The sequence below is a fragment of the Micromonospora profundi genome (assembly GCF_011927785.1).
GTDB classification, from domain to species: domain Bacteria; phylum Actinomycetota; class Actinomycetes; order Mycobacteriales; family Micromonosporaceae; genus Micromonospora; species Micromonospora profundi.
Genome location: NZ_JAATJK010000001.1, coordinates 438,842 through 463,175, shown reverse-complemented (window position 1 = coordinate 463,175; position 24,334 = coordinate 438,842). Strand labels below are relative to the sequence as shown.

The 24,334-nt window shown below is 71.5% G+C and carries 22 protein-coding genes; 6 read left to right on the top strand and 16 right to left on the bottom strand.

Annotated features, from left to right (window positions below):
* Positions 1 to 45 precede the first annotated feature (45 nt).
* The gene (locus tag F4558_RS02130) at positions 46 to 264 is read left to right on the top strand and encodes a DUF397 domain-containing protein (protein WP_053656052.1); all 219 of its coding nucleotides are present in this window, start codon (positions 46 to 48) and stop codon (positions 262 to 264) included.
* 39 nt (positions 265 to 303) lie between these two features.
* Here the strand turns inward: F4558_RS02130 and F4558_RS02125 are convergent, their stop codons facing one another.
* Positions 304 to 711, bottom strand: a complete 408-nt coding sequence (locus F4558_RS02125; protein WP_167943028.1) for a hypothetical protein — start codon at positions 709 to 711, stop codon at positions 304 to 306.
* Positions 712 to 909: 198 nt separating this feature from the next.
* Here F4558_RS02125 and F4558_RS02120 point away from each other — a divergent pair, with 198 nt between their 5' ends.
* Positions 910 to 2,157: a cytochrome P450 gene (locus F4558_RS02120; RefSeq protein ID WP_167943027.1), complete on the top strand. Its 1,248-nt coding sequence runs from the start codon at positions 910 to 912 to the stop codon at positions 2,155 to 2,157.
* A 66-nt stretch (positions 2,158 to 2,223) separates the two neighbouring features.
* Here the strand turns inward: F4558_RS02120 and F4558_RS02115 are convergent, their stop codons facing one another.
* Positions 2,224 to 3,393: a zinc-dependent alcohol dehydrogenase gene (locus tag F4558_RS02115; RefSeq protein WP_053656046.1), complete on the bottom strand. Its 1,170-nt coding sequence runs from the start codon at positions 3,391 to 3,393 to the stop codon at positions 2,224 to 2,226.
* Positions 3,390 to 4,028 (bottom strand): SRPBCC family protein, encoded by a 639-nt coding sequence (locus F4558_RS02110; protein ID WP_167943026.1) that lies wholly within the window; start codon positions 4,026 to 4,028, stop codon positions 3,390 to 3,392. The genes F4558_RS02115 and F4558_RS02110 overlap by 4 nt, the downstream gene beginning before the upstream one ends.
* A gap of 596 nt (positions 4,029 to 4,624) precedes the next feature.
* On the opposite strand from F4558_RS02110, the gene F4558_RS31355 reads away from it, so the two are divergent.
* The gene (locus F4558_RS31355) at positions 4,625 to 5,137 is read left to right on the top strand and encodes a glycosyltransferase family 2 protein (RefSeq protein ID WP_245241254.1); all 513 of its coding nucleotides are present in this window, start codon (positions 4,625 to 4,627) and stop codon (positions 5,135 to 5,137) included.
* Between the two features lie 206 nt (positions 5,138 to 5,343).
* On the opposite strand, the gene F4558_RS02100 is transcribed toward F4558_RS31355, so the two are convergent.
* The 3 genes from F4558_RS02100 to F4558_RS02090 are packed head-to-tail and all read right to left on the bottom strand — an operon-like array spanning position 5,344 to position 7,386.
* A complete protein-coding gene (locus F4558_RS02100) occupies positions 5,344 to 5,985 on the bottom strand; it encodes a DUF3618 domain-containing protein (protein WP_167943025.1) in 642 nt (213 codons plus the stop codon).
* A complete protein-coding gene (locus tag F4558_RS02095; protein WP_053656040.1) occupies positions 5,982 to 6,449 on the bottom strand; it encodes a phage holin family protein in 468 nt (155 codons plus the stop codon). Before F4558_RS02095 ends, F4558_RS02100 begins: the two co-directional genes overlap by 4 nt.
* A 31-nt stretch (positions 6,450 to 6,480) precedes the next feature.
* Entirely contained in the window at positions 6,481 to 7,386 is a 906-nt protein-coding gene (locus tag F4558_RS02090; RefSeq protein ID WP_167943024.1) for a hypothetical protein, read from the bottom strand.
* 228 nt (positions 7,387 to 7,614) lie between these two features.
* Here F4558_RS02090 and F4558_RS02085 point away from each other — a divergent pair, with 228 nt between their 5' ends.
* Together F4558_RS02085 and F4558_RS02080 are read left to right on the top strand one after the other, a co-directional pair.
* Positions 7,615 to 8,106, top strand: a complete 492-nt coding sequence (locus F4558_RS02085; protein ID WP_167943023.1) for a DUF4383 domain-containing protein — start codon at positions 7,615 to 7,617, stop codon at positions 8,104 to 8,106.
* A gap of 71 nt (positions 8,107 to 8,177) precedes the next feature.
* The gene (locus F4558_RS02080) at positions 8,178 to 8,840 is read left to right on the top strand and encodes a DUF6766 family protein (protein WP_209273155.1); all 663 of its coding nucleotides are present in this window, start codon (positions 8,178 to 8,180) and stop codon (positions 8,838 to 8,840) included.
* Between the two features lie 13 nt (positions 8,841 to 8,853).
* Here F4558_RS02080 and F4558_RS02075 read toward each other — a convergent pair whose 3' ends face one another.
* The 8 genes from F4558_RS02075 to F4558_RS02040 all read right to left on the bottom strand — a co-directional run bounded on the left by F4558_RS02075 (position 8,854) and on the right by F4558_RS02040 (position 18,403).
* Entirely contained in the window at positions 8,854 to 9,303 is a 450-nt protein-coding gene (locus F4558_RS02075; protein WP_053656034.1) for a GNAT family N-acetyltransferase, read from the bottom strand.
* Positions 9,304 to 9,373: 70 nt separating this feature from the next.
* On the bottom strand, positions 9,374 to 10,837 hold the full coding sequence (gene obgE, locus F4558_RS02070) for a GTPase ObgE (RefSeq protein WP_053656033.1): 1,464 nt from the start codon (positions 10,835 to 10,837) through the stop codon (positions 9,374 to 9,376).
* Between the two features lie 91 nt (positions 10,838 to 10,928).
* Positions 10,929 to 11,183, bottom strand: coding sequence for a 50S ribosomal protein L27 (gene rpmA / locus F4558_RS02065; protein ID WP_043966727.1), 255 nt, complete (start codon positions 11,181 to 11,183; stop codon positions 10,929 to 10,931).
* An 11-nt stretch (positions 11,184 to 11,194) separates the two neighbouring features.
* Positions 11,195 to 11,509, bottom strand: a complete 315-nt coding sequence (gene rplU, locus F4558_RS02060) for a 50S ribosomal protein L21 (RefSeq protein ID WP_007464063.1) — start codon at positions 11,507 to 11,509, stop codon at positions 11,195 to 11,197.
* Between the two features lie 166 nt (positions 11,510 to 11,675).
* Entirely contained in the window at positions 11,676 to 12,152 is a 477-nt protein-coding gene (locus F4558_RS02055; protein ID WP_167943022.1) for a hypothetical protein, read from the bottom strand.
* Between the two features lie 106 nt (positions 12,153 to 12,258).
* On the bottom strand, positions 12,259 to 15,402 hold the full coding sequence (locus F4558_RS02050) for an Rne/Rng family ribonuclease (protein WP_167943021.1): 3,144 nt from the start codon (positions 15,400 to 15,402) through the stop codon (positions 12,259 to 12,261).
* Between the two features lie 131 nt (positions 15,403 to 15,533).
* Positions 15,534 to 16,253 (bottom strand): TIGR03936 family radical SAM-associated protein, encoded by a 720-nt coding sequence (locus F4558_RS02045; protein ID WP_167947184.1) that lies wholly within the window; start codon positions 16,251 to 16,253, stop codon positions 15,534 to 15,536.
* 173 nt (positions 16,254 to 16,426) lie between these two features.
* The gene (locus F4558_RS02040; RefSeq protein ID WP_053656143.1) at positions 16,427 to 18,403 is read right to left on the bottom strand and encodes a TIGR03960 family B12-binding radical SAM protein; all 1,977 of its coding nucleotides are present in this window, start codon (positions 18,401 to 18,403) and stop codon (positions 16,427 to 16,429) included.
* Between the two features lie 185 nt (positions 18,404 to 18,588).
* On the opposite strand from F4558_RS02040, the gene F4558_RS31350 reads away from it, so the two are divergent.
* Entirely contained in the window at positions 18,589 to 19,875 is a 1,287-nt protein-coding gene (locus tag F4558_RS31350) for a hypothetical protein (protein ID WP_245241253.1), read from the top strand.
* Between the two features lie 247 nt (positions 19,876 to 20,122).
* Here F4558_RS31350 and F4558_RS02030 read toward each other — a convergent pair whose 3' ends face one another.
* Together F4558_RS02030 and ileS are read right to left on the bottom strand one after the other, a co-directional pair.
* A complete protein-coding gene (locus tag F4558_RS02030; RefSeq protein ID WP_053656023.1) occupies positions 20,123 to 20,812 on the bottom strand; it encodes a lysophospholipid acyltransferase family protein in 690 nt (229 codons plus the stop codon).
* 154 nt (positions 20,813 to 20,966) lie between these two features.
* Entirely contained in the window at positions 20,967 to 24,113 is a 3,147-nt protein-coding gene (gene ileS, locus F4558_RS02025) for an isoleucine--tRNA ligase (RefSeq protein ID WP_167943020.1), read from the bottom strand.
* Between the last annotated feature and the right edge of the window lie 221 nt (positions 24,114 to 24,334).

Here is a 24,334-nt window from a genome sequence, read left to right as displayed (position 1 = left end):
CGGCAATCGGTCACCACACGGCCCTCGGCACTGGAGGAAAGAACCATGGCGGAGCACCCCAAGGGCGATTTCGACCTCTCCCGGGCGGTCTGGCAGCGGGCCGAGGGGGACACCTCCGACAGCGCCGTCGAGGTGGCCTTCGTCGACGACCTGATCGGGATGCGCAACTCCGCCGAACCGGAAGGGCCGGTGCTCGTCTTCACACAGGCCGAGTGGGACGCGTTCGTGGCCGGCGCGCAGGACGGCGAGTTCGACCTGGACTGACTACGACCGGGTGCCGAAGGGCGGTGCCGCCGCCCGTCGTCAGCCATCGTGGTCTCCAGCGCCGTCGCCGTCGCCCCAGCCGAGGCCACCGGGACCCGGAGCGTGGTGGAAACCGGGATGGTCGGCGACGTCGACGCAGCGCTCCCCGTCCGGGCCGACCGCCCCGCAGAACAGTCGTTCGGCCCGGTGCCAGGCGTCGGCCGGCGACAGGGCCGCCGCGCCGAGTGCCAACTCCGGGCGGAGCAGGCCCAGCGCCTCGGCGTACGCCACGGCAAGCTCGCGGGCGTCGGTCGTGCCCGGCGCGGTGAAGCCCAGGTGCACGGTGAAGAACCGGTGCGGTCGGGTGGGCCGCCTGGGCGGCCCGATCAGCGGCCGGTCGTCGCGGCCCCCGCCCGGTGTTCCGGCCGCCCGTCGCTGCCGCCAGTGTGGCGATCTGTTCTCCCGCATCGCGCCCTCCCCGTGGCCGTGGCCTTTGAGGCCCGCCGGCAGGCGGCGGCCTCACCAGCAAGCCAACCAGGTTCCGCCGTTCCTGGGAGGGGCCAGCGGGCACACCGGTCGGCGTGATTCAGCGGCGGTGACCGGGGTAGTCACGACGCGAAGGCGGCCGGTGGTCGACGGCCGTCACCAGCGCGTGAGGAGACACCGATGGCGGCCCTGCCGGTCGACCGCAGCCCGGACAGCACCCTCGCGCTCCTGCGCTCCGGGTACCGGTTCATCGGTGAGCGCTGCGACAGGTACGGCAGCGACGCCTTCCAGACCCGGATCCTGCTGACACCGACAATCTGCCTGCGCGGCAGGTCGGCGGCGGCGCTGTTCTACGACCCCGAGCGCTTCCAGCGGCGCAACGCGATGCCCCTGCGGGTGCAGCGCACGCTCACCGGCCGGGGCGGGGTGCAAGGGCTGGACGGCCCGGCGCACGCCGACCGCAAGGCGATGTTCATGTCGATCATGACGCCGGACAACATCCGGCGCCTCGGGCAGCTCTTCGACGACGAGTGGCGGACCCGGATCGCCGCCTGGGAGGCCGCCGGGCCGGTGCGGCTCTACGACGAGATGGGTCGACTGCTGACCCGGGTGGTCTGCGCCTGGGCCGGGGTGCCGCTGTCCACTTCGCAGGTCGACAGCCGGACCGTCGAGCTGCACGCCATGATCGAAGGGCCGGCGGTAGCCGGCCCCCGGCACTGGCGAGGGCTGCTCGCCCGCCGCCGGGCCGAACGCTGGATCGGCGACCTCATCGAGCGGGCACGGGTGGGCACCCATCAGGCGCCGCCCGGCAGCGCGCTACAGGTGATCGCCGAGCACCGCGACGCCCAGGGCTCGCTGCTCCCCCGCCGGATCGCCGCTGTCGAGCTGCTCAACGTGCTGCGACCAGTGGTCGCCGTGGACCGGTACGTCACCTTCGCGGCACTCGCCCTGCACGACCATCCCGCCTGGCGGCAGCGGGTCCGCGACAGCGACGAGGCCACCGGGCAGTTCGTCCAGGAGGTACGCCGCTACTACCCGTTCTTCCCCTCGGCTGCCGCGCGGGTCCGGCGCTCCTTCGACTGGGAGGGTCACCACTTCCCCCGGGGGCGGCGGGTGCTCCTCGACCTCTACGGCACCAACCACCACCCGACACTCTGGCCCGAGCCGGAGCTGTTCCGCCCGGAGCGGTTCGCCGGCCGTCGGGTGGACCCGTTCGAGCTGATCCCACAGGGCGGCGGGGAGTTCTTCACCGGGCACCGCTGCGCCGGCGAGTGGATCACCATCGACCTGATGAAGCGGGCGGTCACCAACCTGACGAGCGCCATGGCCTACGACGTGCCGCCGCAGGACCTGACCCTGGACCTGCGGCAGATGCCCTGCCTGCCACCGAGCGGCATGACCCTCACAGCCGTCCGTCGGACCATCTGACCTTTGCCCGTACCCTCGCCCCGCCGGTCAGGAACCAGACCGACGGGGCGAGGGTACGGGCAAAGGTCAGGGGTGCAGGACGCTCCGGAGGCAGCCGTCCTCTTTCTTCTCGAACATCTCGTAGCCCCGGGCACCCTGCTCCAAGGGGATCGGGTGGGTGGCGAGGTAGCCGGGGTCGATCTCGCCGGCGGCCAGCCGGTCGAGCAGCATGGGGATGTAGCGCTGCGCGTGCATCTGCCCCATCCGCAACACCAGCGCCTTGTTCATGGCCGCGCCAAGCGGGAACTTGTCGATCAGACCGGCGTAGACGCCGACGATGCTCACCGTGCCGCCCTTACGGCAGGCCATGATCGCCTGGCGTACGGAGGTCGGCCGGTCGGTCTGCAACCGGGCCGACTGCTTCACCCGGTCGTACGTGTAGGCCGGTCCGACGTCGTGCGACTCCATGCCGACGGCCTCGATGCAGGCGTCCGGCCCACGTCCACCTGTCAGCTCGCGCAGCGCCTCCAGTACGTCGGTCTCGGCGTAGTTGATGGTCTCCACACCGACCCGGTCGGCGGCCGTGGCCAGCCGATCCGGAAAGCGGTCGATCATGATGACCCGCTCGGCGCCGAGGAGTTGCGCCGACCGGGCCGCCATCTGACCGACGCCACCGGCACCCCAGACGGCGACCACCTCACCGCCGGTGAGCCCGCAGAAGTCCGCAGCCATCCACCCGGTGGGCATCGCGTCGGAGGCGAACACCACCGAGTCGTCCGGCAGCCCGTCGGGCACCGCGAACGCGCCGACGTCGCCGAACGGCACCCGGATGTACTCGGCGTGCGAGCCGGCGTAACCACCCGCCGCGTGCGAGTAGCCCAGAATTCCTGCCGGCGAGTGCCCCCACAGCTTCTCCGTGAACACCGGCTGCGGATTGGAGTTGTCGCACAGCGAGTACTGCTCGGTCCGGCAGTACCAGCAGCCACCGCAGGCCACCACCGACCCGACCACCACCCGGTCGCCGACCTTGTGCTGCCGTACGCCCGGCCCGACCTCCACCACCTCGCCCATGAACTCGTGGCCGAGGATGTCGCCCTCCCGCATCGCCGGCAGGTACCCGTTGATCAGGTGCAGGTCGGAGCCGCAGACGCTGCTGGCCCGGACCCGGACGATGATGTCCCCCTCGGCGCGGATCTTCGGCTCCGGTACGTCCCGGACGGCAAGCTTGCCGACACCTTCCCAGCAGAGCGCCCTCACGCCCGTCCTCCCGTCATCAGCTTCTCCCGCATCCGGTCGGTCGCCCTTTCCTGGGCAGCACTCCGACCGGACGGGTCGCGTCGGGTGTCGATCACCTGGCCGCACTCGACGAGCGCCTTCACCCGGCGCAGGGTGTCGCGCAGCGCCAGGTCCGGTTCGTGGCCGCTGGCCAGGCCGAACATCCGCCGCAGCGGCCCGGAGCGGTAGCGCAGCTCGGCCCGGATCTCCGTGCCCCGGCCCTGCGGGGCCTCGGTCAGCTCGACCCGCCCGTGCTGCGGCACCGGCCCGTCCTCGACCTGCCAGCGCAGCGCGCCCGGCCCGTCGACGGTGATCTCCGCCCGCCACTCGGCGTCGCCGCCGTTCCTGTCGCGGGCCACGCACCGCCAGCGCCGCTCGTCGAGCTGTTCCAAGGTGGCCCACTCGGCCAGCGCGTGGTCCAGCCGTTCCCTGTCGGTCCAGAACCCGATCACCGCGTCCCGGGGCCGGTCCACTGTCACCGCGCGGCGCACGACGTACCAGCCGTTCTGCCGGTCGGGCTGGTGCCGACGCCGACGGCGGGCGACCGCCCGACCGACACCGACGGCGGTCACCGCGGTGACACCGAGCAGCGTCCACCTCGTTCCGTTGTTGGTCATGTCGTCTCCTCCACCCGGACGTCCGGGGAATGGACAGCCCTTCCCGGGCAGCGCTACCCCGAGCCGACCCGTCGAAACGACACGCCGGTTTGATCGCCCGTTGAGCGGGCAGATGCTGCGGGCGGCCGTCAACCACTACCTCGACCAGGAGACACCGTTGTCCGTCGACGCCAGCGAGCACCGCCGGCCCGACCTCCGACGCCAGGGCGCCGGCACGTCGCCGGTCCGACTACCGATGGCGTACGTCCTGCCGCTGCGCTGGCATTCCGACATCGGCCTGACCGAGCTGACGGGCTACCTGCGCTGGCTGGCCGCGCGGGTCGAGGTGCTCGTGGTCGACGGCTCCGCACCGGCCCTCTTCGCCCGCCACGCCGAGGCGTGGCGGGGACTGGTCCGGCACCTCCCGCCCGATCCCGCCCTGCGCGGGGCGAACGGCAAGGTGCTCGGGGTCCTCACCGGCGTCGCCGCGGCTCGCCCGGGTCGACCTGGTACGCCCGCAGAACTACTTCGCCCCGCTGCCCTGGCACGCCTGGTGGGACACCGGCCGGACGCTGCTCAACCGGGCACTCGGCACGGACTACCCGGGCACCCTGGCGGTGCGCCGCAGCACCTTCCTCGGCATGGGCGGGTACGACCCCGACGTGCTCTTCGAGAACCTAGAGCTGATCCGCACCGTGCGCGCGTACGGCGGAACGGAGGCCGCACCAGCCTGGCTGTACGTACGCCGGCTGCCGCCGGACGCCGCGCATTTCCGCGGCCAGCGGGTCCGCCAGGCGTACGACGACCTGGCCCAGCCGGCCCGCCTGCTGACCGCGCTCGCGGTCCTGCCGGCGCTGGCCGCGGCTGTCGCGGCTCGCAGGCCGGGGCCGCTGCTCGGCGCGGCGGCCGGCGTCGTCGCCCTGGCCGAGGTGGGTCGTCGGCGTGCCGGCGGCGGTGCGGTCTTCCCGGCGGCCACCGCGTTGGCGGCGCCGATCTGGCTGCTGGAGCGCGGGGTGTGCGGCTGGCTGGCGGTAGGCCAGCGACTCCTGTTCGGGGGCGTCCCCTACGCCGGCACCCGCATCCGGCACGCCGCCCACACCGTCCGAGCCCTACAAAAACACCTCCGCTAACCCGCTCCCCACCGGCCCTCGCGCGCGCTCCCCCTCCCCCGCGATCTTGCAGTTCCTGCCCGAACAAATCTGCCTCAAGCGCGCAAAAGCTAGACCGAAACTGCAAGATCGCGGGGGTACGCGGCGCGGTGCGCGCGAAAAGCTCGCGGTCACCGAGGTGCCGCGAGCTTTTCGGGGGTTGCGATGGTGCGGGTGAGGTCAAGGGCTTACCTGCTGGCGGCCTGCTGGGCGTGGTCCTTGACGTCGTGCGCGGCGGACCTGCCGTCGTCCTTGACCGTGTGCACGGCGTCCTGTGCGGTGGACCGCACCGAGTCCGCGGCGTGCTGGGCGGGCTCGCGCAGCTCGTTCTTGAGGTCGCTGGCCACCTCGCCCAGCTTCTCCTTCACCGCTCCGCTGTGCTCGCTGACCTTCTCCTTGACCTGCGTCGCGGCCTGCTGCTCGCGACGGGAGGCCGGGATCAGCGAGGAGGCCAGCCAGCCGACGCCGAACGCGATGAGGCCGGCGGCCAGCGGGTTGCCCTGGGACTTCTGCCGGATCACCCGGGGCGCGCTGTGCGCGGCGTCGCTGACCGAGGAGGCCGCCGAGTGCGCGGCGTCGCTGACGCTGGAGGCCGCCGACGAGGCGCGGTCGCCCACCGAGTGGGCGGCGTGGCCGGTGCCGTGGCCGAGGTCGGAAGCGGTTCCCATGACCTTGTCCCTCACATTCTGCAGAGCGGAGCGGGCCCGCTGCTTGCGGTCGTCGACGATGCGGCTGGGGCTGACCTTGTACGCGAGCGCGTCCACATCGGAGCTGAGGCTGTTGCGGGTGGCTTCGATCTCCCGGCGGATCTGGTCGGGGTCGGTGCTCATCGGGTGACTCCCTCCGGGTGGGGCTTGAGCGCGTCGGGAATCCGCTGCACGCTGTCGTTTGTCTGCTTGAGCCCGCGTACGTGCTGGGCGTTCTGCTTGGCCTTGGAGTACAGGACGGCGGCGACAACGGCCCAGATCACGGCCACGATCAGCGCGGCCAGTCCGGAGTCCATGACGTTGTCCAGGAACTGCCACACGGCGATGGACACGAAGAGCGCCACCATGTAGCCGCCGAAGCCCGCGCCACCGAAGAGCCCGGCGGCCTTGCCTGCCTTCTTGCCCTCCTGGCGGATCTCGGCCTTGGCCAGCTCGACCTCCTGGCGCATGAGGGTCGACAGGTCGGTGGTGACCTGACGCATCAGGTCACCGAGCGAGCTGCCCTTCACCTCCGCCGCTGTGTGCGGGGCACCCGCGTCGGGGCGGTAACCGGAGTCCAGTCCGGACCCCTGCGTCGGCATGGTCATGCCGTCGCCTCCCTTCGGAGATCTCGGTGGGTCACGGGCGAGGGCTGCCGCTCGACGGCACGCCCGGCAGCGGGTCGGTCTCGGTCACCGGCGGCAGCGGCTGCCCGGTGCTGGTCGGCTCCGAGTAGCTGCCGGCCCGGCCCGGGGCGGGGTCGGTGTAGCCGCCCGGCGTCGGGTCGCTGTAGCCACCCGGCGTGGGGTCGGTGTAGCCACCCGGCGTCGGGTCGGTGTAGCCACCCGGCGTGGGGTCGGTGTAGCCACCGGAGGTCGGCTCGCTGTACGTGCCCGGGGTCGGGTCGAGGTAGCCACCCGCCGGGGCGGCGTTCGGGGCGGGGCGAGGTGCCGGCGGCGGCGTCGGGATCACAGCGGTCTGCTCCGGGTCGTACGCCCCGGCGCCCCGGTAGGAGGCGGAGCCGTTGCCGGTGTCGTCATTACCCGCCGAGATGCCACGGGTCAGACGGCCGGCCAGCACACCGAGGACGGCCGCGCCGACCAGGAAGGTGCCCGGGTTGCGCCGCGCGTAGTCGCGTACCTCGTTGATCAGGTCGCCGGGCTCGCGCTCCTCGAGCCACCCGGCCACGCCGTGCACCCGGTCGGCGGCCTGGCGGGTCAGCTCGCTGACCGGGCCGGCCTGGCCACCCTGCTCGGCCATCGACCGCATCTCGTCGGCGATCGAGCGCAGCCCACCGGCGGCGCGCCGCTGCTGCTCGGCGGTCTGGCCGGCGAGCTGGGTACGCGCCTCGCCGTACAGGTTGCGGGCCTGCCGGGCCGCCTCGCGGCCGACCTCGGTGCCCTGCTCCTTGGCGGTCTGGGCGACCGCGCCACCGGCGTGCGCCGCCTCGGACCCGACCTGGCGGGCCTGCTCGCGAACGCCTCCGCCGTTGGTGGACTCCTGCGGGTACGTCGAAGAAGTGGTAGGTGAAAGATCGTAAGTCATGATTTCCCTTCCGCTCGGAAAGTCGTCGCGGTGTGCTGGGGGATGCGGCAGTCTCGCCGTGGCCGCCGACAATTGACCTACCCTGCGATTCCGCTTCCATACCTCTTCGCGCATTTCTCTGCGGAGAGGCCCCTGTCGACTTCAAAATGGAGGATCGTCGGGCTGCGTAACGTCGCCGACACGGACAGCGACATTCGCGGGGCCGGCGGATCCACGGAGGGGGCAGGGATGGCACGAGACGCGCGAGGTGGTCGACCTGCCGCGCCACGGCCCCGGGTACAGCAGGCTGCGCTTGTCGCGGCCGCGCTCTTCCTGCTGATCGGCGTCCTCGGCTTCATCCCCGGCATCACCACCGACTACGGCCAGTTGCGGTTCGCCGGCCACCACTCGGGGGCCAAGCTGCTCGGGCTGTTCCAGGTGTCGATCCTGCACAACGCAGTGCACCTGCTGTTCGGGCTGGTCGGCCTCGTGCTGGCCCGCAGCATCGCCGGCGCCCGGCTCTTCCTGGCCGGCGGCGGCGCCATCTACCTCGCCCTCTGGCTGTACGGGCTGGTGGTCGAAGGGCTCGACGAGGCCGGCGGCGCGAACTTCCTGCCTGTCAACAACGCCGACAACTGGCTGCACCTCGCGCTCGGCTTCGGCATGATCGCGCTCGGGCTGCTGCTGTCCAACCAGGTCGGCACGGGCGGGCGGCTGGACACCCCCTTCGATCGACCCTGACCTGCCCATTCGGGGTTTCGCGGGCATACCGTCGCGGGTACCAGCGCGGTGATGATCCGTGAAGGAGGTCGATGGTGCCTCGCTGGATACGTGACAACGCGCTGGCCGTCGCCATGCTGGGGGCGTTCCTGGTCTTCCTGCTGTTGCAGAGCATCTTCGGGTGGCAGACGCACAACGAGGAGTTGACCGAGTTCGGCGCCGCGCCGCTGAGCTGGCCGGCATACCTGACCACCGGGCACTTCGTCGAGGCGGTCTTCGAGAACTGGGAGTCGGAGTTCCTCCAGATGGGCGGGTACGTGCTGCTCACCGCGTACCTCGTGCAGCGCGGCTCGGCCGAGTCGAAGCCTGTGGACCAGACCGACCGGCCCGAGGACGACGAGCGCCGGGCCACCCCGCAGTCGCCCTGGCCGGCGCGCACCGGCGGCCTTCCGCTGGTGGTCTACCGCAACAGCCTCTCCATCGCCCTGCTGCTGATCTTCGCCGGTTCGTTCGTCGGCCACCTCCTCGGCGGCACCGCCGCCTACAACAAGGAGCAGGCGTTGCAGAGCGGGGCGCCACCCATCGGGGTGTGGGACTTCCTCGGCACCAGCGACTTCTGGTTCCAGTCGATGCAGAACTGGCAGAGCGAGTTCCTGGCGGTCGGCGCCCTCATCCTGCTGAGCATCGTCCTGCGCCAGCACGCCTCGCCCGAGTCGAAGCCGGTCACAGTGGCGCACGCCGAGACCGGGGCGTGAACCCCGTCCCTCGTCAGGCCGCGACCGGCAACCGCTTGGAGAAGCAGACGCTGTACGGGTTACCCACGTACTCCCCGTACACAGGGATGCGGTCGTATCCGCACGAGGCGTACAACCCGAGCGCCGCAGGCAGGTAGGTGCCGGTCTCCAGGCAGATCACCGAGTGCCCCTGCCGGAACGCCAACTCCTCCAGCGCGGCGAGCAACTGGCGGGCGATCCCCCGCCCCCGGTGCGCCGGCCGGACGTACATCCTCTTGATCTCACCCGTGGTGGCGTCGAGCGACTGGAGGCCGCCGCAGGCGACGGCCCGGCCGTTCGCCACCACCGCAAGGTAACGGATGTCGTCGTGGGTGACGGTGACCTGCCCGTCCAGCCCGCCGTCGGCCGCCCGCAGCTCACGCTGCTGGGCGAGGACCAGGGTGGCGATCTCGGGATCGGTGCAGGGCCGGGACTCGATCAGCATCACCCAACGTTAGGCGGGGCGGATTTCGCGGAGGTTTCCGGAAGTCAACCCCGTCACGGAGGGCCACGGACTACTCGGCGTCGTCCTCGAAGTCCTCGTCGTCGGACGCGTCCGCGCCCACCTCGTCGGCCGAACGCACCCGGCGGGCCTTGCGCGCGGCGAGCCGCTCCGCCGCCGAGGCCCGGTTCGACTTCTCCTCAAGCCGGACGTCGGTGCCCCGGTTGCCGGGCACGAAGTCCACGCCGGCGTAGAGCGTCGGCTGCCAGTCGAACTCGCGCTCGCCGATCCGCACCAGGTCACCGGGCTGGGCGCCGGCCTTGGCCAGCTTGTCCTCCACGCCGAGCCGGGCCAGCCGGTCCGCCAGGTATCCGACGGCCTCGTCGTTGTCGAAGTTCGTCTGCTTGACCCACCGCTCCGGCCGGACGCCACGGACGGTGAACGAACCGTCGGTTTCGGCCGTGATGGTGAAGCCGTCGTCGTCAACGGCCATCGGCCGGATCACGATCCGCGTCGGCTCGGCCGGCGGAGCGGCCTTACGCTCCGCGTCGACCAGGTCGGCCATCGCGTACGTCAGCTCCTTGAGCCCCTCACGGGTGGCCGCGGAGACCTCGAACACCCGGTAGCCGCGCTCCTCCAGATCGGGGCGCACGATCTCGGCGAGGTCCCGGCCGTCGGGCACGTCGACCTTGTTGACGGCCACCAGCCTCGGCCGGTCGGCCAGGCCGCCGTACTGGCTCAGCTCGGCCTCGATGGCGTCGATGTCGGCGACCGGGTCACGGCCCGGCTCCAGGGTCGCCGAGTCGATGACGTGCACAAGCACCGCGCAACGCTCGATGTGCCGGAGGAACTCCAGGCCCAGCCCCTTGCCGGTGGCCGCGCCCGGGATCAGACCCGGCACGTCGGCGACGGTGAAGGTGTGGTTGTCCACCCGGACCACGCCGAGGTTCGGCACCAGCGTGGTGAACGGGTAGTCGGCGATCTTCGGCTTCGCGGCGGAGATCACCGAGATCAGCGACGACTTACCGGCCGACGGGAAGCCCACGAGGCCCACGTCGGCGACGCTCTTGAGCTCCAGCACGATGTCCAGCTGGTCACCGGGCTCACCCAGCTCGGCGAAGCCCGGCGCCTTGCGCTTGGCGTTGGCCAGCGAGGCGTTGCCTCGCCCGCCACGCCCGCCGCGGGCCACCTCGAAGGTCGTGCCCGCACCGACCATGTCGGCAAGCACGGTGCCGTCGGTGGTCTGCACCACAGTGCCGTTTGGCACCTTGAGCACCAGGTTGCGGCCGTTGGCCCCGTCCCGGTTCGACCCCGCGCCGCCCTTGCCGTTGTCGGCCTTGACGTGCGGGTGGAAGTGGAAGTCGAGAAGCGTTGTCACCTGCGGGTCGACCACCAGCGACACGCTGCCGCCGTGCCCACCGTTGCCGCCGTCCGGGCCTCCGAACGGCTTGAACTTCTCACGGTGGATCGAGACACAACCGTGCCCCCCGTCACCGGCCTGCAGATGCAGAACGACCCGGTCAACGAACGTCGCCACGGCGTCAATCCTTCCAGCGAGGTCGACCCCGCACTTCGGAAAAGCGAAGCGGGCCGGGACCCGGAGGTCCGCGGCCCGCAAAGCCTGAAAGCTACTGCTGAGGAACGATGCTGACGGTCTTACGACCGCGCTTGGTGCCGAACAGGACCGAACCGGCGGCGAGCGCGAACAGCGTGTCGTCGCCGCCACGGCCGACCAGGTCACCGGGGTGGAACTTGGTGCCACGCTGCCGGATGAGGATCTCACCGGCGCTGACAACCTGACCACCGAAGCGCTTCACGCCGAGTCGCTGGGCCGCGGAATCGCGACCGTTACGCGAGCTGGACGCACCCTTTTTGTGAGCCATTGGAGGACGACCTACTTCCCGCTGGAGATGCCGGTCACCTTGACCTGGGTCAACGGCTGGCGGTGACCCTGGCGCTTGTGGTAGCCGGTCTTGTTCTTGAACTTGTGGATCCGGATCTTCGGGCCCTTGGTGTGCGCGGCGATCTCGCCGGACACCGCGACCTCGGCAAGCTTCGCCGCGTCGGTCACCAGGTCGTCACCGTCGACGAGGAGCACCGCGGTGAGCTTCACCGCGTCACCGGGGGCACCGGTGAGCTTCTCGACCTCGATCACGTCGCCCTCGGCGACCTTGTACTGCTTGCCGCCGGTCTTGACGATCGCGTACATCGGAGGCGGACTCCCTGTCGTTGAGGCTGCTGGCGGTCGTCCCCGCGGCGGCTCGCCGGGTAGCAGTGCACGGCGGCGCGGGCACACGGGAACTCAGCACACCAAAGGTGCGCCGCAGGCAAGAGTACGCCATGGCAGCCCCGGACCCCAAACCGGCCCGCCCTGGTCAGCGTACGCAGAGCTGGTCGAGGCGCTGCTGAAGCCTGTCGAGTTCGGTCTCGTCGATCGACTCACCGTCGACGCCGAGCGCGGCGACCTCGGTGCCCATGTCGTTGAGCAGGGTCCTGAGCTGCGGATCGGCTGCTCGGGCGGACTGCTCCCGCAGCGTGGTACGCCACTGCGCCAGCGCCGCCTCGGCCCGTACGCGGGCAGCCTCGGCAGTGGCGCTGTCTCCGGCACCCACCGCTGCCACCATCCGACCCAACTCCTCCACGTACATCCGTACGGCTGTCGTACCGGCCCGCTGCGACTCGGCACACACCTGCGCGTCGCCGGCCGAGGGCGTACCGGTCGGCCCGGCGGACGTGGCTCCGGGCCCGGCCGCCGTCGGAACTGCCGTGCCCTCGCCGGCCGCCCGGTCGGCGGAACAGGCCGATACGGCGAGCGCGGTCACCAGCACGGCTACGGCGAGCAGGCGGCGCATCTTCTCCTCCTGACCGGGAGCGGCCCGGGTGGCCCACGACGACGAGGTCCCTCCCCCGTCAGATTGCCGGGGAAGGGACCTCCTCAAACACTTCGCGGGTCAGGCGTCAGGGGCGGGTCCGCCGACGCGCGCCGCCCCGGCGGGAGCGGCGACGCCCAGCGCCGCCCTCGGTGCTCTCCTCGTCGGTGTCGCCGTCGGTGAGCGCGTCCGGGTCGTCCGCCGCGGCCAACCGGGCCGACTCGCCCTGCTGGGCGTCGGCGACCGCCGGCCCGGCAGCGGTGTCCGACTCGTAGCGGGACAGGTCGTAGCCCATGGTGTCCTGGTAGTCGACGTCCGACTCGGTGCTGGTGTCGGTGTCGACGACCTCGACCACTGCCCGCTCGGCCGAGGCGCCCTTGCGCCCCCGTCGGCGGGAGGATGCCGTGCCCTGCTCGGTGGCCGGAGCCGCCGAGACCGCCGCGGCCGCCGGGGCCGCCGGGGCCGCCGGGGCCGACGAGGCGACGGCCTTGACCTTCTCCCCCGCCCCAGCGGTACGCGGCTTCTCCGGCACCGGCTCGGTGTGGATGATGACGCCCCGACCCTTGCAGCACTCGCAGGTCTCGCTGAACGCCTCCAGCAGGCCCGCGCCGATCCGCTTACGGGTCATCTGCACCAGACCGAGCGAGGTGATCTCGGTGACCTGGTGCTTGGTGCGGTCCCGGCCCAGGCACTCGGTGAGCCGGCGCAGCACCAACTCGCGGTTCGACTCCAACACCATGTCGATGAAGTCGATCACCACGATGCCGCCGATGTCACGCAGCCGGAGCTGACGGACGATCTCCTCGGCCGCCTCCAGGTTGTTGCGGGTGACCGTCTCCTCCAGGTTGCCCCCGGAGCCGGTGTACTTGCCGGTGTTGACGTCGACGACCGTCATGGCCTCGGTCTTGTCGATCACCAGCGAGCCGCCCGAGGGCAGGAACACCTTGCGGTCCAGACCCTTGATGATCTGCTCGTCGATCCGGTACTCGGCGAAGATGTCGGTCGTGCCGACGTGCCGGCGTACCCGGTCGACCAGGTCCGGGGAGACGTGCGACAGGTACGACTCGACCATGCCGTACGACTGCTCGCCCTCGATCACCAGCTCGCGGAAGTCCTCGTTGAACAGGTCCCGGACCACGCGGATGACCAGGTCGGGCTCCTCGTAGAGCAGCACCGGCGCACCGCCCTCGGCGGCCTTGGCCTGGATGTCCTCCCACTGCGCCTGGAGCCGCTTGACGTCACGGGCAAGCTCGTCCTCGCTGGCGCCCTCGGCGGCCGTACGGACGATCACGCCTGCGCCGTCCGGCACGAGCTTCTTGAGGACGTCGCGCAGCCGCTTGCGCTCGGTGTCCGGCAGCTTGCGGCTGATCCCCGAGGCGTTGCCGTTGGGCACGTACACCAGGTGCCGGCCGGAGAGCGCGATGTGGCTGGTGAGCCGGGCGCCCTTGTGCCCGATCGGGTCCTTGGTGACCTGCACGAGCACCGAGTCACCGGAGCGCAGCGCCTGCTCGATCGAGCGGGCGCGCCCCTCCAGCCCGGAGGTGTCCCAGTTGACCTCGCCGGCGTACAGCACCGCGTTGCGGCCCCGACCGACGTCGACGAACGCCGCCTCCATACTGGGCAGCACGTTCTGCACCTTGCCCAGGTAGACGTTGCCGGCCATCGTGCCCGAGGAGTTGCGGGTGACGTAGTGCTCGACAAGCACCCCGTCCTCCAGGACGGCGATCTGGGTGCGGTCACCGCGCTGCCGGACCGCCATCACCCGGTCGACAGCCTCCCGGCGGGCCAGGAACTCCGACTCGCTGAGGATCGGTGGCCGGGTACGCCGCTGCTCCCGGCCGTCGCGGCGGCGCTGGCGCTTGGCCTCCAGCCGGGTCGAGCCGGACACGCCCTGGACCTCGTCGACGGTACGACGCGGCTCACGGATCTTGACCACGGTCGGTACGCCGTCGTCGGCGGCACCCTCGGTGTCACCAGCGCCCCGGCGACGGCGACGCCTGCGGCGACGGGTCAGCCCGTCCCCACCCTCGGACTCCTCGTCCTCGTCGCCCTCGGCTTCGGCGGTCTCTTCCTCGTCGGCCTGCGCGGCTTCCTCGGAGTCCTCGTCCTCGGCGTCGTCGGCCCCGCCCTTGCCACGGCCACGGCCACGGCGACCACGCCGGCGGCGGCGACGCGCGGCGGCGCTGTCCTCGTCGTCCTCGTCCGCCTCGGCGGCCCCGTCGGCCTCTTCGGTCGGCTCTTCCTCGGCCTCGAACGCCTCGACGGGCTCCACCGGCTCGACGTCGCGGCGACCGCGCCGCCGCCGACGGGACGGCTCGACCTCGGCGGCCGGCTCCTCGGCGATTGGGGCGGGTTCCGCCGGGCGGGTCACCGGCACGGCGTCGGGCTGCGGCGCCATGAACAGCACTGTGGGCGCGGAGAGCGCCGCCCGGCGACGACGGGTACGCGGCGGCTCCGGCTCGATGACGTCGACGGGCTCAATCGGCTCTTCCGCCACGTTGGCAACGGCCACTCCGGGCGGCACGTCCCCGGCGCTCTCTTCGGCGCCGCTGGACCGGGCCGGCTCGATCTCCGCCTCGTTCAGTTCGGCTTCCGCCTCGCGCAGGTCCGACTCCGCCGGCGGCTCGACGGGCTCCGCCTCGACGACGGGCTCCTCCACGACCGGCGGCTCCTCGACGGCTGCGGGCTCCACGACGGCGGGCGGCGCGGCCTTCTTGCGGCGCGTACGCGTCACCTTGACCGGCGGCACCACCTCGGCGGACGCCTCCTCGGCGGAGGCAGCGACGAGCGGCTCCTCGGCGGGAGCCTCGACAGGGGTGGCCTTGCGGCGGCGACGGGTGGTCTTCGGGGCGACGTCCTGGTCACCGGAGATCGGGGCGAAGACCTCCGCCTGCGGCGACTCGGCGCTGCCCGGCCCGCCGGTGGACGCCTCGACCGGCGCGTCGGTCTGCTCCGGCTGGGTGAGTGGTGCGGCCCGACGGCGGGTCGTCCGGGTACGCCGCACCGGAGCCGCAGGCTCGGCGCTCTGCGCGCTGGTCGGCTCGGCGCTCTGCGCGCTGGTCGGCTCGGCGCTCTGCGCGCTGGTCGGCTCGGCGCTCTGCGCACCATCTGGCTCCAGCGGAGCCGAACCGGCGGGCGTGGCGGAAGCGCCGTCGGTGGTGCTCTGGTCAGCGGTGTCACCGGCCGGCTGTGAGCCGGTCCGTTCGCCGCCCTCGGGCTCGTTCTCGAGCATGGACGTTCTCCAGTTCTGGCTGCCCCGGGCGCGGGTGAGCGCTGCCACGCAGGGTTGCCGCAAAAGTGTTTCCGCCGGGCGCGCGTGGTGCGCGACCGCCGAAGTCTGCCTGCCAGAGCACTGACCGTCGGTCAGTGCCCAACGATGGCTGCCCCGCCGCGGTCCGCATCCAACGGATCCACGATCGCACCCTGCGCGGTCAACGTGCCCTGAGCCAGCCGGGTCACCCTCGGCGAAACCGGCGGCTCCAGGTCGGCCACCACGCGGAGGCCGGAAAGGACGTCATCGGGCCGTACGGACGGGGTGACCTGCCGCACGACCAGTTCGAGTATCGCACACGGTACGGCCGGCACCCCGGAAGGCGTCTGCGTCGCCATCGGGACATCGATCGATATCACGGCCGCGCGGGCGTCGAACGTCCGTCGACCCTGCTTGGTCATCCGCTCGACCAGTACCTCGTGGGCGGCGCTGAAGGCGTCCACGGCGGCTCGGAGCACTGCGGGGTCAACCTCGGGCAGCTCGATGTGCCAGTGCGACGCCTCGATCCGGTCCGGCAGGCTGCCGCCGTCGGCGATCACCGCTTCCAGCACGTCCAGCCCTGGCGAGAGCGCGGCGTCCAGCGCGGCGCGCAGTGCCTCCGGGTCGACAGGCGCCTGAAGGCCGATCTCCAGGTACTCCGCCTCACTGGCCACCCCGGTGGGTGCCGCGCTGGCGTAGGAGATCTTCGGGTGCGGGGTGAAGCCCTGCGAGAAGGCGATCGGTACGGCGGCTCGACGCAGGGCGCGTTCGAAGGCCCGGGCGAAGTCCCGATGTGAGGTGAACCGGAGCGGCCCGCGCTTGGCGTACCGGATACGGACACGCTGAACGATCGGCGCCTGCCCGCCTTCCGGCTGTGGTTTCTTACTGATCGTCTCGCTCCTCGGAACTCAGTAACCATTGATCATGAAGTCATTGTCGGCGACACGCGGTGCCACAGGCAACAACTTCATGATCAACGCTGGCTGGGGCGGCGCCGGTCGGAGGTTCAGGCGGTGGGGGCCTGCAAGGCTTTCACCGGGGTCAGGGGCAGGAGCTTCTTGCCGGTGGGGCCGATCTGGATCTCGGTGTCCATCGACGGGCAGACCCCGCAATCGAAGCACGGCGTCCAGCGGCAGTCGTCCTGCTCGAAGCCGCTCACCGAGTCCTGCCAGTCCTGCCAGAGCCAGTCCTTGTCCAGCCCGGAGTCGAGGTGGTCCCACGGAAGGACCTCCAACTCCTCACGCTCACGGGTGGTGTACCAGTCGAGATCCACCCCGAACGTCGGCAGCGTCTCGGCCGCGGCGTCCACCCAGCGCTGGTACGAGAAGTGCTCGCTCCACCCGTCGAACCGGCCGCCGTTCTCCCACACCTTGCGGATCACGGAGCCGACCCGGCGGTCACCTCGGGACAGCAGGCCCTCGATCAGCGAAGGCTCGCCATCGTGGTAGCGGTAGCCGATGGCCCGGCCCAACGAGCGGTCCGAGTTGATCGCCTGCTTGAGGATCTTGAGCCGGTGGTCGATGACCTCCGGACGCACCATTGACGCCCACTGGAAGGGGGTGTGCGGCTTCGGCACGAAACCGCCGATGGAAACGGTGCAGCGGATGTCCTTGGAGCCGGTGGCGGCCCGACCCGCCCTGATCACCTCGTGGGCCATGTCCGCGATCTCGAGGACGTCCTCGTCGGTCTCGGTGGGCAGGCCGCACATGAAGTAGAGCTTCACCTGCCGCCACCCGTTGGTGTACGCGGTGACGACGGTGCGGATGAGGTCTTCCTTCGACACCATCTTGTTGATGACCTTGCGGATGCGCTCGGACCCGCCCTCCGGCGCGAAGGTCAGACCCGTACGCCGACCGTTGCGGGACAACTCCTGGGCAAGGTCGATGTTGAAGGCGTCCACGCGGGTCGACGGCAGCGACAGCGAGACGTTGGTGCCCGAGTACTGCTCGGCCAGGCCGGAGCACATGTCGCCGATCTCGGAGTGGTCGGCCGACGACAGCGACAGCAGGCCCACCTCGGAGAAGCCGGAGAACTCCAGCCCCTGCTGGACCATCTGCCCCACCGTGGTGATCGAGCGCTCCCGCACCGGGCGGGTGATCATGCCGGCCTGGCAGAACCGGCAACCCCGTGTGCAACCCCGGAAGATCTCCACCGCGTACCGCTCGTGGACCGTCTCGGCCAACGGCACGAGGGGCTTCTTCGGGTACGGCCACGCGTCCAGGTCCATCGTTGTGCGCTTGTGCACCCGGAACGGCACATCTGCCCGGTTTGGCACGACACGCTGGATCCGCCCGTCCGGGAGGTAGTCCACGTCGTAGAAGCGCGGCACGTACACGCTCTCGGTGCGTGCCAGCCGCAGCAGCAGCTCGTCGCGGCCACCCGGGGAGCCCTCGGCCTTCCACTCCCGGACGATCGCGGTGATCTCCAGGACGGCCTCCTCGCCGTCACCGAGCACTGCGGCGTCGATGAAGTCGGCGATCGGCTCCGGGTTGAACGCCGCGTGCCCGCCGGCCACGATCACCGGGTCGGCGTCGGTACGGTCGGCCGCCAGCATCGGGATGCCGGCCAGGTCGATCGCGGTGAGCAGGTTCGTGTAGCCCAGCTCTGTGGAGAACGAGATGCCGAACACGTCGAAGTCGCGCACCGGCCGGTGCGCGTCGACAGTGAACTGCGGCACGCCGTGGACGCGCATCAGGTTCTCCAGGTCCGGCCAGACCGCGTACGTCCGCTCGGCGAGGGTGTCGGGCAGCTCGTTGAGCACCTCGTAGAGGATCTGCACGCCCTGGTTGGGCAGGCCCACCTCGTACGCGTCGGGGTACATCAGCGCCCAGCGCACAGTCGCCGCGTCCCAGTCCTTGACCACCGCGCCCAGCTCACCGCCGACGTACTGGATGGGCTTGGAAACCTGAGGGAGCAGCGGCTCCAGCCGGGGCCAGACGGAATTGGTCGCGGCCGCACGCGGCGTCGTGGACGGGGCACTCATGATGCCCAAGGGTACGCGCCCGCCCGGCGGCGACCGCACGGACGCCGCCACGACGCACCACACACCGCGCCTTCACCTTTCTGCCTGGCGTATCGACCCGTGCCGCCGCTCTCGCCCAGCCGCCCGCTGAGCGGCGGTGGCGACGCGGTACTAACCTCGGACCGGCGCGAGAGGAGATAGCCGCGATGCCGGAGCCCCAGCCGGGAGCACGGCCGGCCGACGGGAGCACCCCGGGCGCGGAGCCGGACCAGGACCCGGCGGTCGCCGACGAGCCGACCTCCCCACCCGTACCGTCGAAGCAGCCGGAACCCTCGGACCAGCCCACACCCACGGACGAGCCCCAAGCCACTGACCAGCCGGGTCCCACCGACCAACCTCGATCCACCGATCAGCCGGGAACCCCGGAATCCGCCGCCGAGACCGAGGACGTTCCCGCGCCCCGGTGGAGCGGGTCCGCGCCGGTGCCTCCTCCGCTGCCGCGTCGGGCTGCCTGGGGCGCGTCGGTCGAGCCGACCCCGCCGCCGCCCGTGCCCCACGAGGCGCCCGAGCACCGGACGCCAGTCGACCCGTGGGCCGGCGTGGACACCGGCGGCTGGCACCTGCCGTCCGCCGAACTGCCCCCGCTCACTCCGACATTGGACTACCCGGTGCCGCCGGCGACCCGGCAGTGGCCCGAGCCGCCCGCACACCCGGTGTCGCCGCCGCCGGCTGCTCCCCTGCCGCGTCCCGCGCACCCCGCCGGCCCGGCCCGGCCCTCTGCCGCCCGGCCTACCACGCCGGTCCGGCCCGCGCCGCCGGTCCGGCCCGCGCCGCCGGTCCAGCCGGCCCCAGCGGTACCCAAGCAGCGCCGGGGCCGACGGACGGCACCACCGGCGCCACCGCCGGGCTGGGAGCCACCCAAGGGGTACGCGCGTCGGCGTCGCCGCCGACGTTGGCCCTGGTTGCTGCTGCTCACGCTTGCCTGCTGCTGCGGCTGCCCGGCCTACTACGGGTTTCCGATCTCGGCCCAGTACCCGGCTCGCGCGGCGTTGCCCGACCGGGTGGCCGACCTCAACCTGCGTCAGGACAACGGCAGCACCCAGACCGCCCGGCAGTTGGAGAACGAGGTACGCCAGGAACACTGGATGGCCGAGGACACCTTCGCTGGCGTCTACGCCACATCAGACGGCAAGCGGGTCACGGTCTTCGGGGGCACCGGCTTCCGGCTGACCCCGGAGGCGGACGCGGACGCGGAGATCACCCGGCTCACGAAGCGCTACGCGCTTGACGCCCCCGAGACGGTGAAGAGCGGCGTACGGGGACGGCACGAGCGCTGCGCGGTCGGCCGGTCCGCCGACACCGACGTGGTGGTCTGTACGTCGGTGGACCACGGCAGCATCGCCACCGGGGTGTTCACCCGGCTGTCCGTCTCCGACAGCGCCGACCTGCTGCACACCCTGCGCCGCGAGATCGTCCGACCCGAGCAGGGCTGAGCCGCAGCCGGCCTGAGCCCTCGCCGACGCGGGCCAGCAGGCGCGGCAAGCCGGAAGGCGCGGATCGTCAGGCGCGGCAGGCCGTCAGGCACCGCAGGCCGGCGGGCGTGGGCCGTCGGGCGTGGGCCGTCGGGCGTGGGCCGTCGGGCGTGGGCCGTCGGGCGTGGGCCGTCGGGCGTGGGCCGTCGGGCGTGGGCCGTCGGGCGTTGGCCGGTGGGCGCGGCAAGCCGCCGGGCGCTGTGGGCCGTCAGGCGTCGCGGGTCGGGTCCGGGTGGGCGCGCGGCGGGGCGTAGCGCGGCACGTACTCCTGGCCCGTGAGCTTCTGGATCTCGCTCATCAGCTCGTCGGTCATCTGCCGCAGCGAGGCGCGGTCGTCCGGGCGGCCAGTGAAGTCCAGCGGCTTGCCAAACCGGACAGTGATCTTGGCGGTGCCGGGGCGGGGCACCCGGGCGCCGATCGGTTGCGCCTTGTCCGTACCGATCATGCCGACCGGGATGATCGGCACTCCGGCGGAGAGCGCCAGGCGGGCCGCGCCGGTCCGCCCCCGGTAGAGCCTGCCGTCCGGCGATCGGGTGCCCTCCGGGTAGACCACCACCAGGTCACCGCCCCTGAGCGCCGGGATGGCGGCGTCGAACGCGGACAGTGCCGCCCGGCCGCCGGCCCGCTCGACCGGGATGGCACCCAGGCCGGTGAGGACGAACTTGGAGATCGCGCCCTTCACGCCGGCGCCCTTGAAATACTCCGACTTCGCCCAGAACGCCAGGTGGCGGGGCACCACAGTGCCGAGGAACAGCTCGTCGGCCACCGAGAGATGGTTGCCGGCGAAGACCGCGCCGCCGGTCTCCGGCACGTGCTCCAGCCCCTCCACGGTCGGGCGGAACGCCAACCGCAGCGTGGGCGCCACGGTGAGCTTGCCGATGGTGTAGAGCAGGGGCACTGGTCCTCCGGCAGATGAGGTGCGGACAGGCGGTGTCACGGTAGCGGACGCCTCCACACCTCCCGGACGGAGGTGGTGAGGCGCCCGCACCCTGACGATATTCCGTTAGGAAGGGTCCCTTCCTATACACCAGGCGTTAGGAAGGGGCCCTTCCTTACACCCGGCGGACGACCACCGTCACCCGGTCGCCCTCGCCGACCTCGCCCGCGAAGCCGTCGAGGCCCTCGGCGAAGTCGACCGAGTCGGCCAGCACCTCGCGGGCCACGAAGTCGCCGTACGCGGCCACCGCCGCGCGCACCTCCTCCGACGCCGACACCGACACCGCGATCCGGTCCGAGACGTTCAGGTCGGCGTCGCGGCGGGCCTGCTGCACCACCCGCACCACGTCGCGGGCCAGCCCTTCGGCGGCCAACTCCGGGGTGACCTCGGTGTCGAGCACCACCACGCCCTCACCGGCGGGCAGCGGCGCGGAGTGCTCGGCGTCGGCTGCGACGAGCCGCAACTCGTACTCGCCCTCGGCCAGGGTGATGCCGGCGGCCACCGGGGCGCCGTCGACAAGTTCCCAGTCGCCAGCCTTGACCGCCTTGATGACCTGCTGGACCTGCTTGCCGACGCGCGGGCCGAGCGCCCGGGGCACCACTGTCAGCACCTGCTGGCAGTACTCGGCCAGGTCCGCGCTGAACTCCACGACCTTGACGTTGACCTCGTCGGTGACCAGGTCGGCGAACGGACGCAGCTGCTCTGCCGCGGGCGTGGCCACTGTCAGCTTCGCCAGCGGCAGGCGCACCCGCAGACCCTTGGCCTTGCGCAGCGACAGCGCCGCCGAGGCGACAGCCCGGGTGGAGTCCATCGCGGCGACCAGTTCGTGGTCGGCCGGGAAGTCCTCCGCCGAGGGCCAGTCGGTCAGGTGCACCGACCGTTCCCCGGTCAGGCCACGCCAGATCTCCTCCGCGGTCAGCGGCGCCAGCGGCGCCACCACCCGGCAGAGCGTTTCCAGCACGGTCCACAGCGTGTCGAACGCCTCCGCGTCGCCGGACCAGAAACGGTCCCGGGAGCGGCGCACGTACCAGTTGGTGAGCGCGTCCAGGTAGGACCGGACGGTCGCGCACGCACCGGAGATGTCGTACGCGTCCATCTGCGCGCCGACCGTCGACACCAGCTCGTTGGTCTTGGCCAGCACGTACCTGTCGAGCAGGTGCGTCGAGTCGGTGCGACGGCGGGCGGTGTGCCCGTCGGCGTTGGCGTAGAGCGAGAAGAAGTACCAGACGTTCCACAACGGCAGCAGCACCTGCCGCACGGCGTCGCGGATGCCCGCCTCGGTGACCGCCATGTCCCCACCGCGCAGCACCGGCGACGACATCAGCATCCAGCGCATCGCGTCCGAGCCGTACGCGTCGAAGATGTGGTAGACGTCCGGGTAGTTGCGCAGGCTCTTGGACATCTTGCGCCCGTCCGAGCCGAGCAGGATGCCGTGGCTCAGGCAGTTGCGGAACGCCGGCCTGTCGAACAGCGCGGTGGCAAGCACGTGCATGGTGTAGAACCAGCCGCGGGTCTGCCCGATGTACTCGACGATGAAGTCACCCGGGTAGTGGTGCTCGAACCAGTCCGCGTTCTCGAACGGGTAGTGCACCTGCGCGAACGGCATCGACCCGGACTCGAACCAGCAGTCCAGCACCTCCGGCACCCGGCGCATCATCGACTTGCCCGTCGGGTCGTCCGGGTTGGGGCGGACCAGGTCGTCCACCGCCGGCCGGTGCAGGTCGGTCAGGCGTACGCCGAAGTCCCGCTCGATGTCGGCGAGCGAGCCGTAGACGTCCAGGCGCGGGTAGTTCGGGTCGTCGGACTTCCACACCGGGATGGGCGAGCCCCAGAACCGGTTGCGGCTGATCGACCAGTCGCGGGCGTTGGCCAGCCACTTGCCGAACGAGCCGTCCTTGATGTGGCCGGGCGTCCAGTTGATCTCCTGGTTCAGCTCGACCATCCGGTCGCGGAACTGGGTCACCGCGACGAACCACGACGACACCGCCTTGTAGACGAGCGGGGTGTCGCAGCGCCAGCAGTGCGGGTACGAGTGGGTGTAGGTGTCCTGCTTGAGCACCACCCCCCGCTCCTTCAGCTCCCGGATCACCGGCTTGTTGACGTCGAAGACCTGCTCCCCCTGGTACGGCGGGACCAGCGCCGTGAACCGGGTGTGGTCGTCGACCGTGACGATTGTGGGGATGCCGGCGGCGTTGCAGACGTTCTGGTCGTCCTCACCGAACGCCGGGGCGAGGTGCACGATCCCGGTGCCGTCCTCGGTGGTGACGAACTCCGCGCCGAGCACCTGGTAGGCGTTCTCGCCGGCCTGCTCGACGAGGAAGTCGAACAGCGGCGTGTAGCGGCGTCCGGCCAGGTCCCGGCCGTACACAGTGCCGACCTGCTCGTAGCCCTCCAATTCCTTGGCGTACGCGGCCACCCGCGCCGCGCCCACGACGTAGCGCTCGCCGTCGCGCTCCAGCACCGCGTACTCGATGTCGGGGCCCACGGCGAGCGCCAGGTTCGACGGCAGGGTCCACGGCGTGGTGGTCCAGACGCCCAGCTTGACCGGCCCGCGCACCAGCTCCGGCGCGGACTCGTCGGCGGTCAGCCCGAACCACACGGTAAGCGTCGGGTCGTGCCGGTCCCGGTAGACGTCGTCCATCCGCGTCTCGGTGTTGGACAGCGGCGTCTCGCAGCGCCAGCAGTACGCGAGCACACGGAAGCCCTCGTAGATCAGACCCTTCTCGTGCAGGGTCTTGAAGGCCCACATGACGCTTTCCATGTAGTCCAGGTCGAGGGTCTTGTAGTCGTTGGTGAAGTCGACCCAGCGGGCCTGCCGGTTGATGTACCGCTCCCAGTCCTGGGTGAACTCCAGCACCGACGTGCGGCAGGCCTCGTTGAACCGGGCCACGCCCAGGTCGAGGATCTCCGCCTTGCTGGTGATGCCGAGCTGCTTCTCGGCCACCACCTCGGCGGGCAGGCCGTGACAGTCCCAGCCGAAGCGCCGCTCGACGTGCCGCCCGCGCATGGTCTGGTAGCGCGGCACCACGTCCTTGACGTACCCGGTGAACAGGTGGCCGTAGTGCGGCAGGCCGTTGGCGAACGGCGGGCCGTCGTAGAAGACGTATTCGTTCTTGCCGTCGTCGCCGGCCGGGCGGGCTTCGACGGACGCCTCGAAGGTCTTGTCGGCCGTCCAGTGCTCCAGCACCCGGCGCTCGACCGCGGGCAGGTCCGGGCTCGCCGGGACACCGGCGGCGGTCGGGTCGTGCAACGGATACGCCATCGGGGGTCGCTCTCCTCGTGCAGCTCACTCAACGTGGTCTGCGAGGACGAACCTTCCGGGGTACGCCTGAGGCGGCGCTCCCGGGTGGTCCGCGGTACCACCCCGCTTGGCGGTCAGAATCGACCGCCCGCTCATTGTCGGCTGTGACGGGCCGCACCCGTCCGGTTCTACTGGGCCGGTCACCCGGCTGTTCTTCCGGAGGCTCACCGGTGATGGCCGGG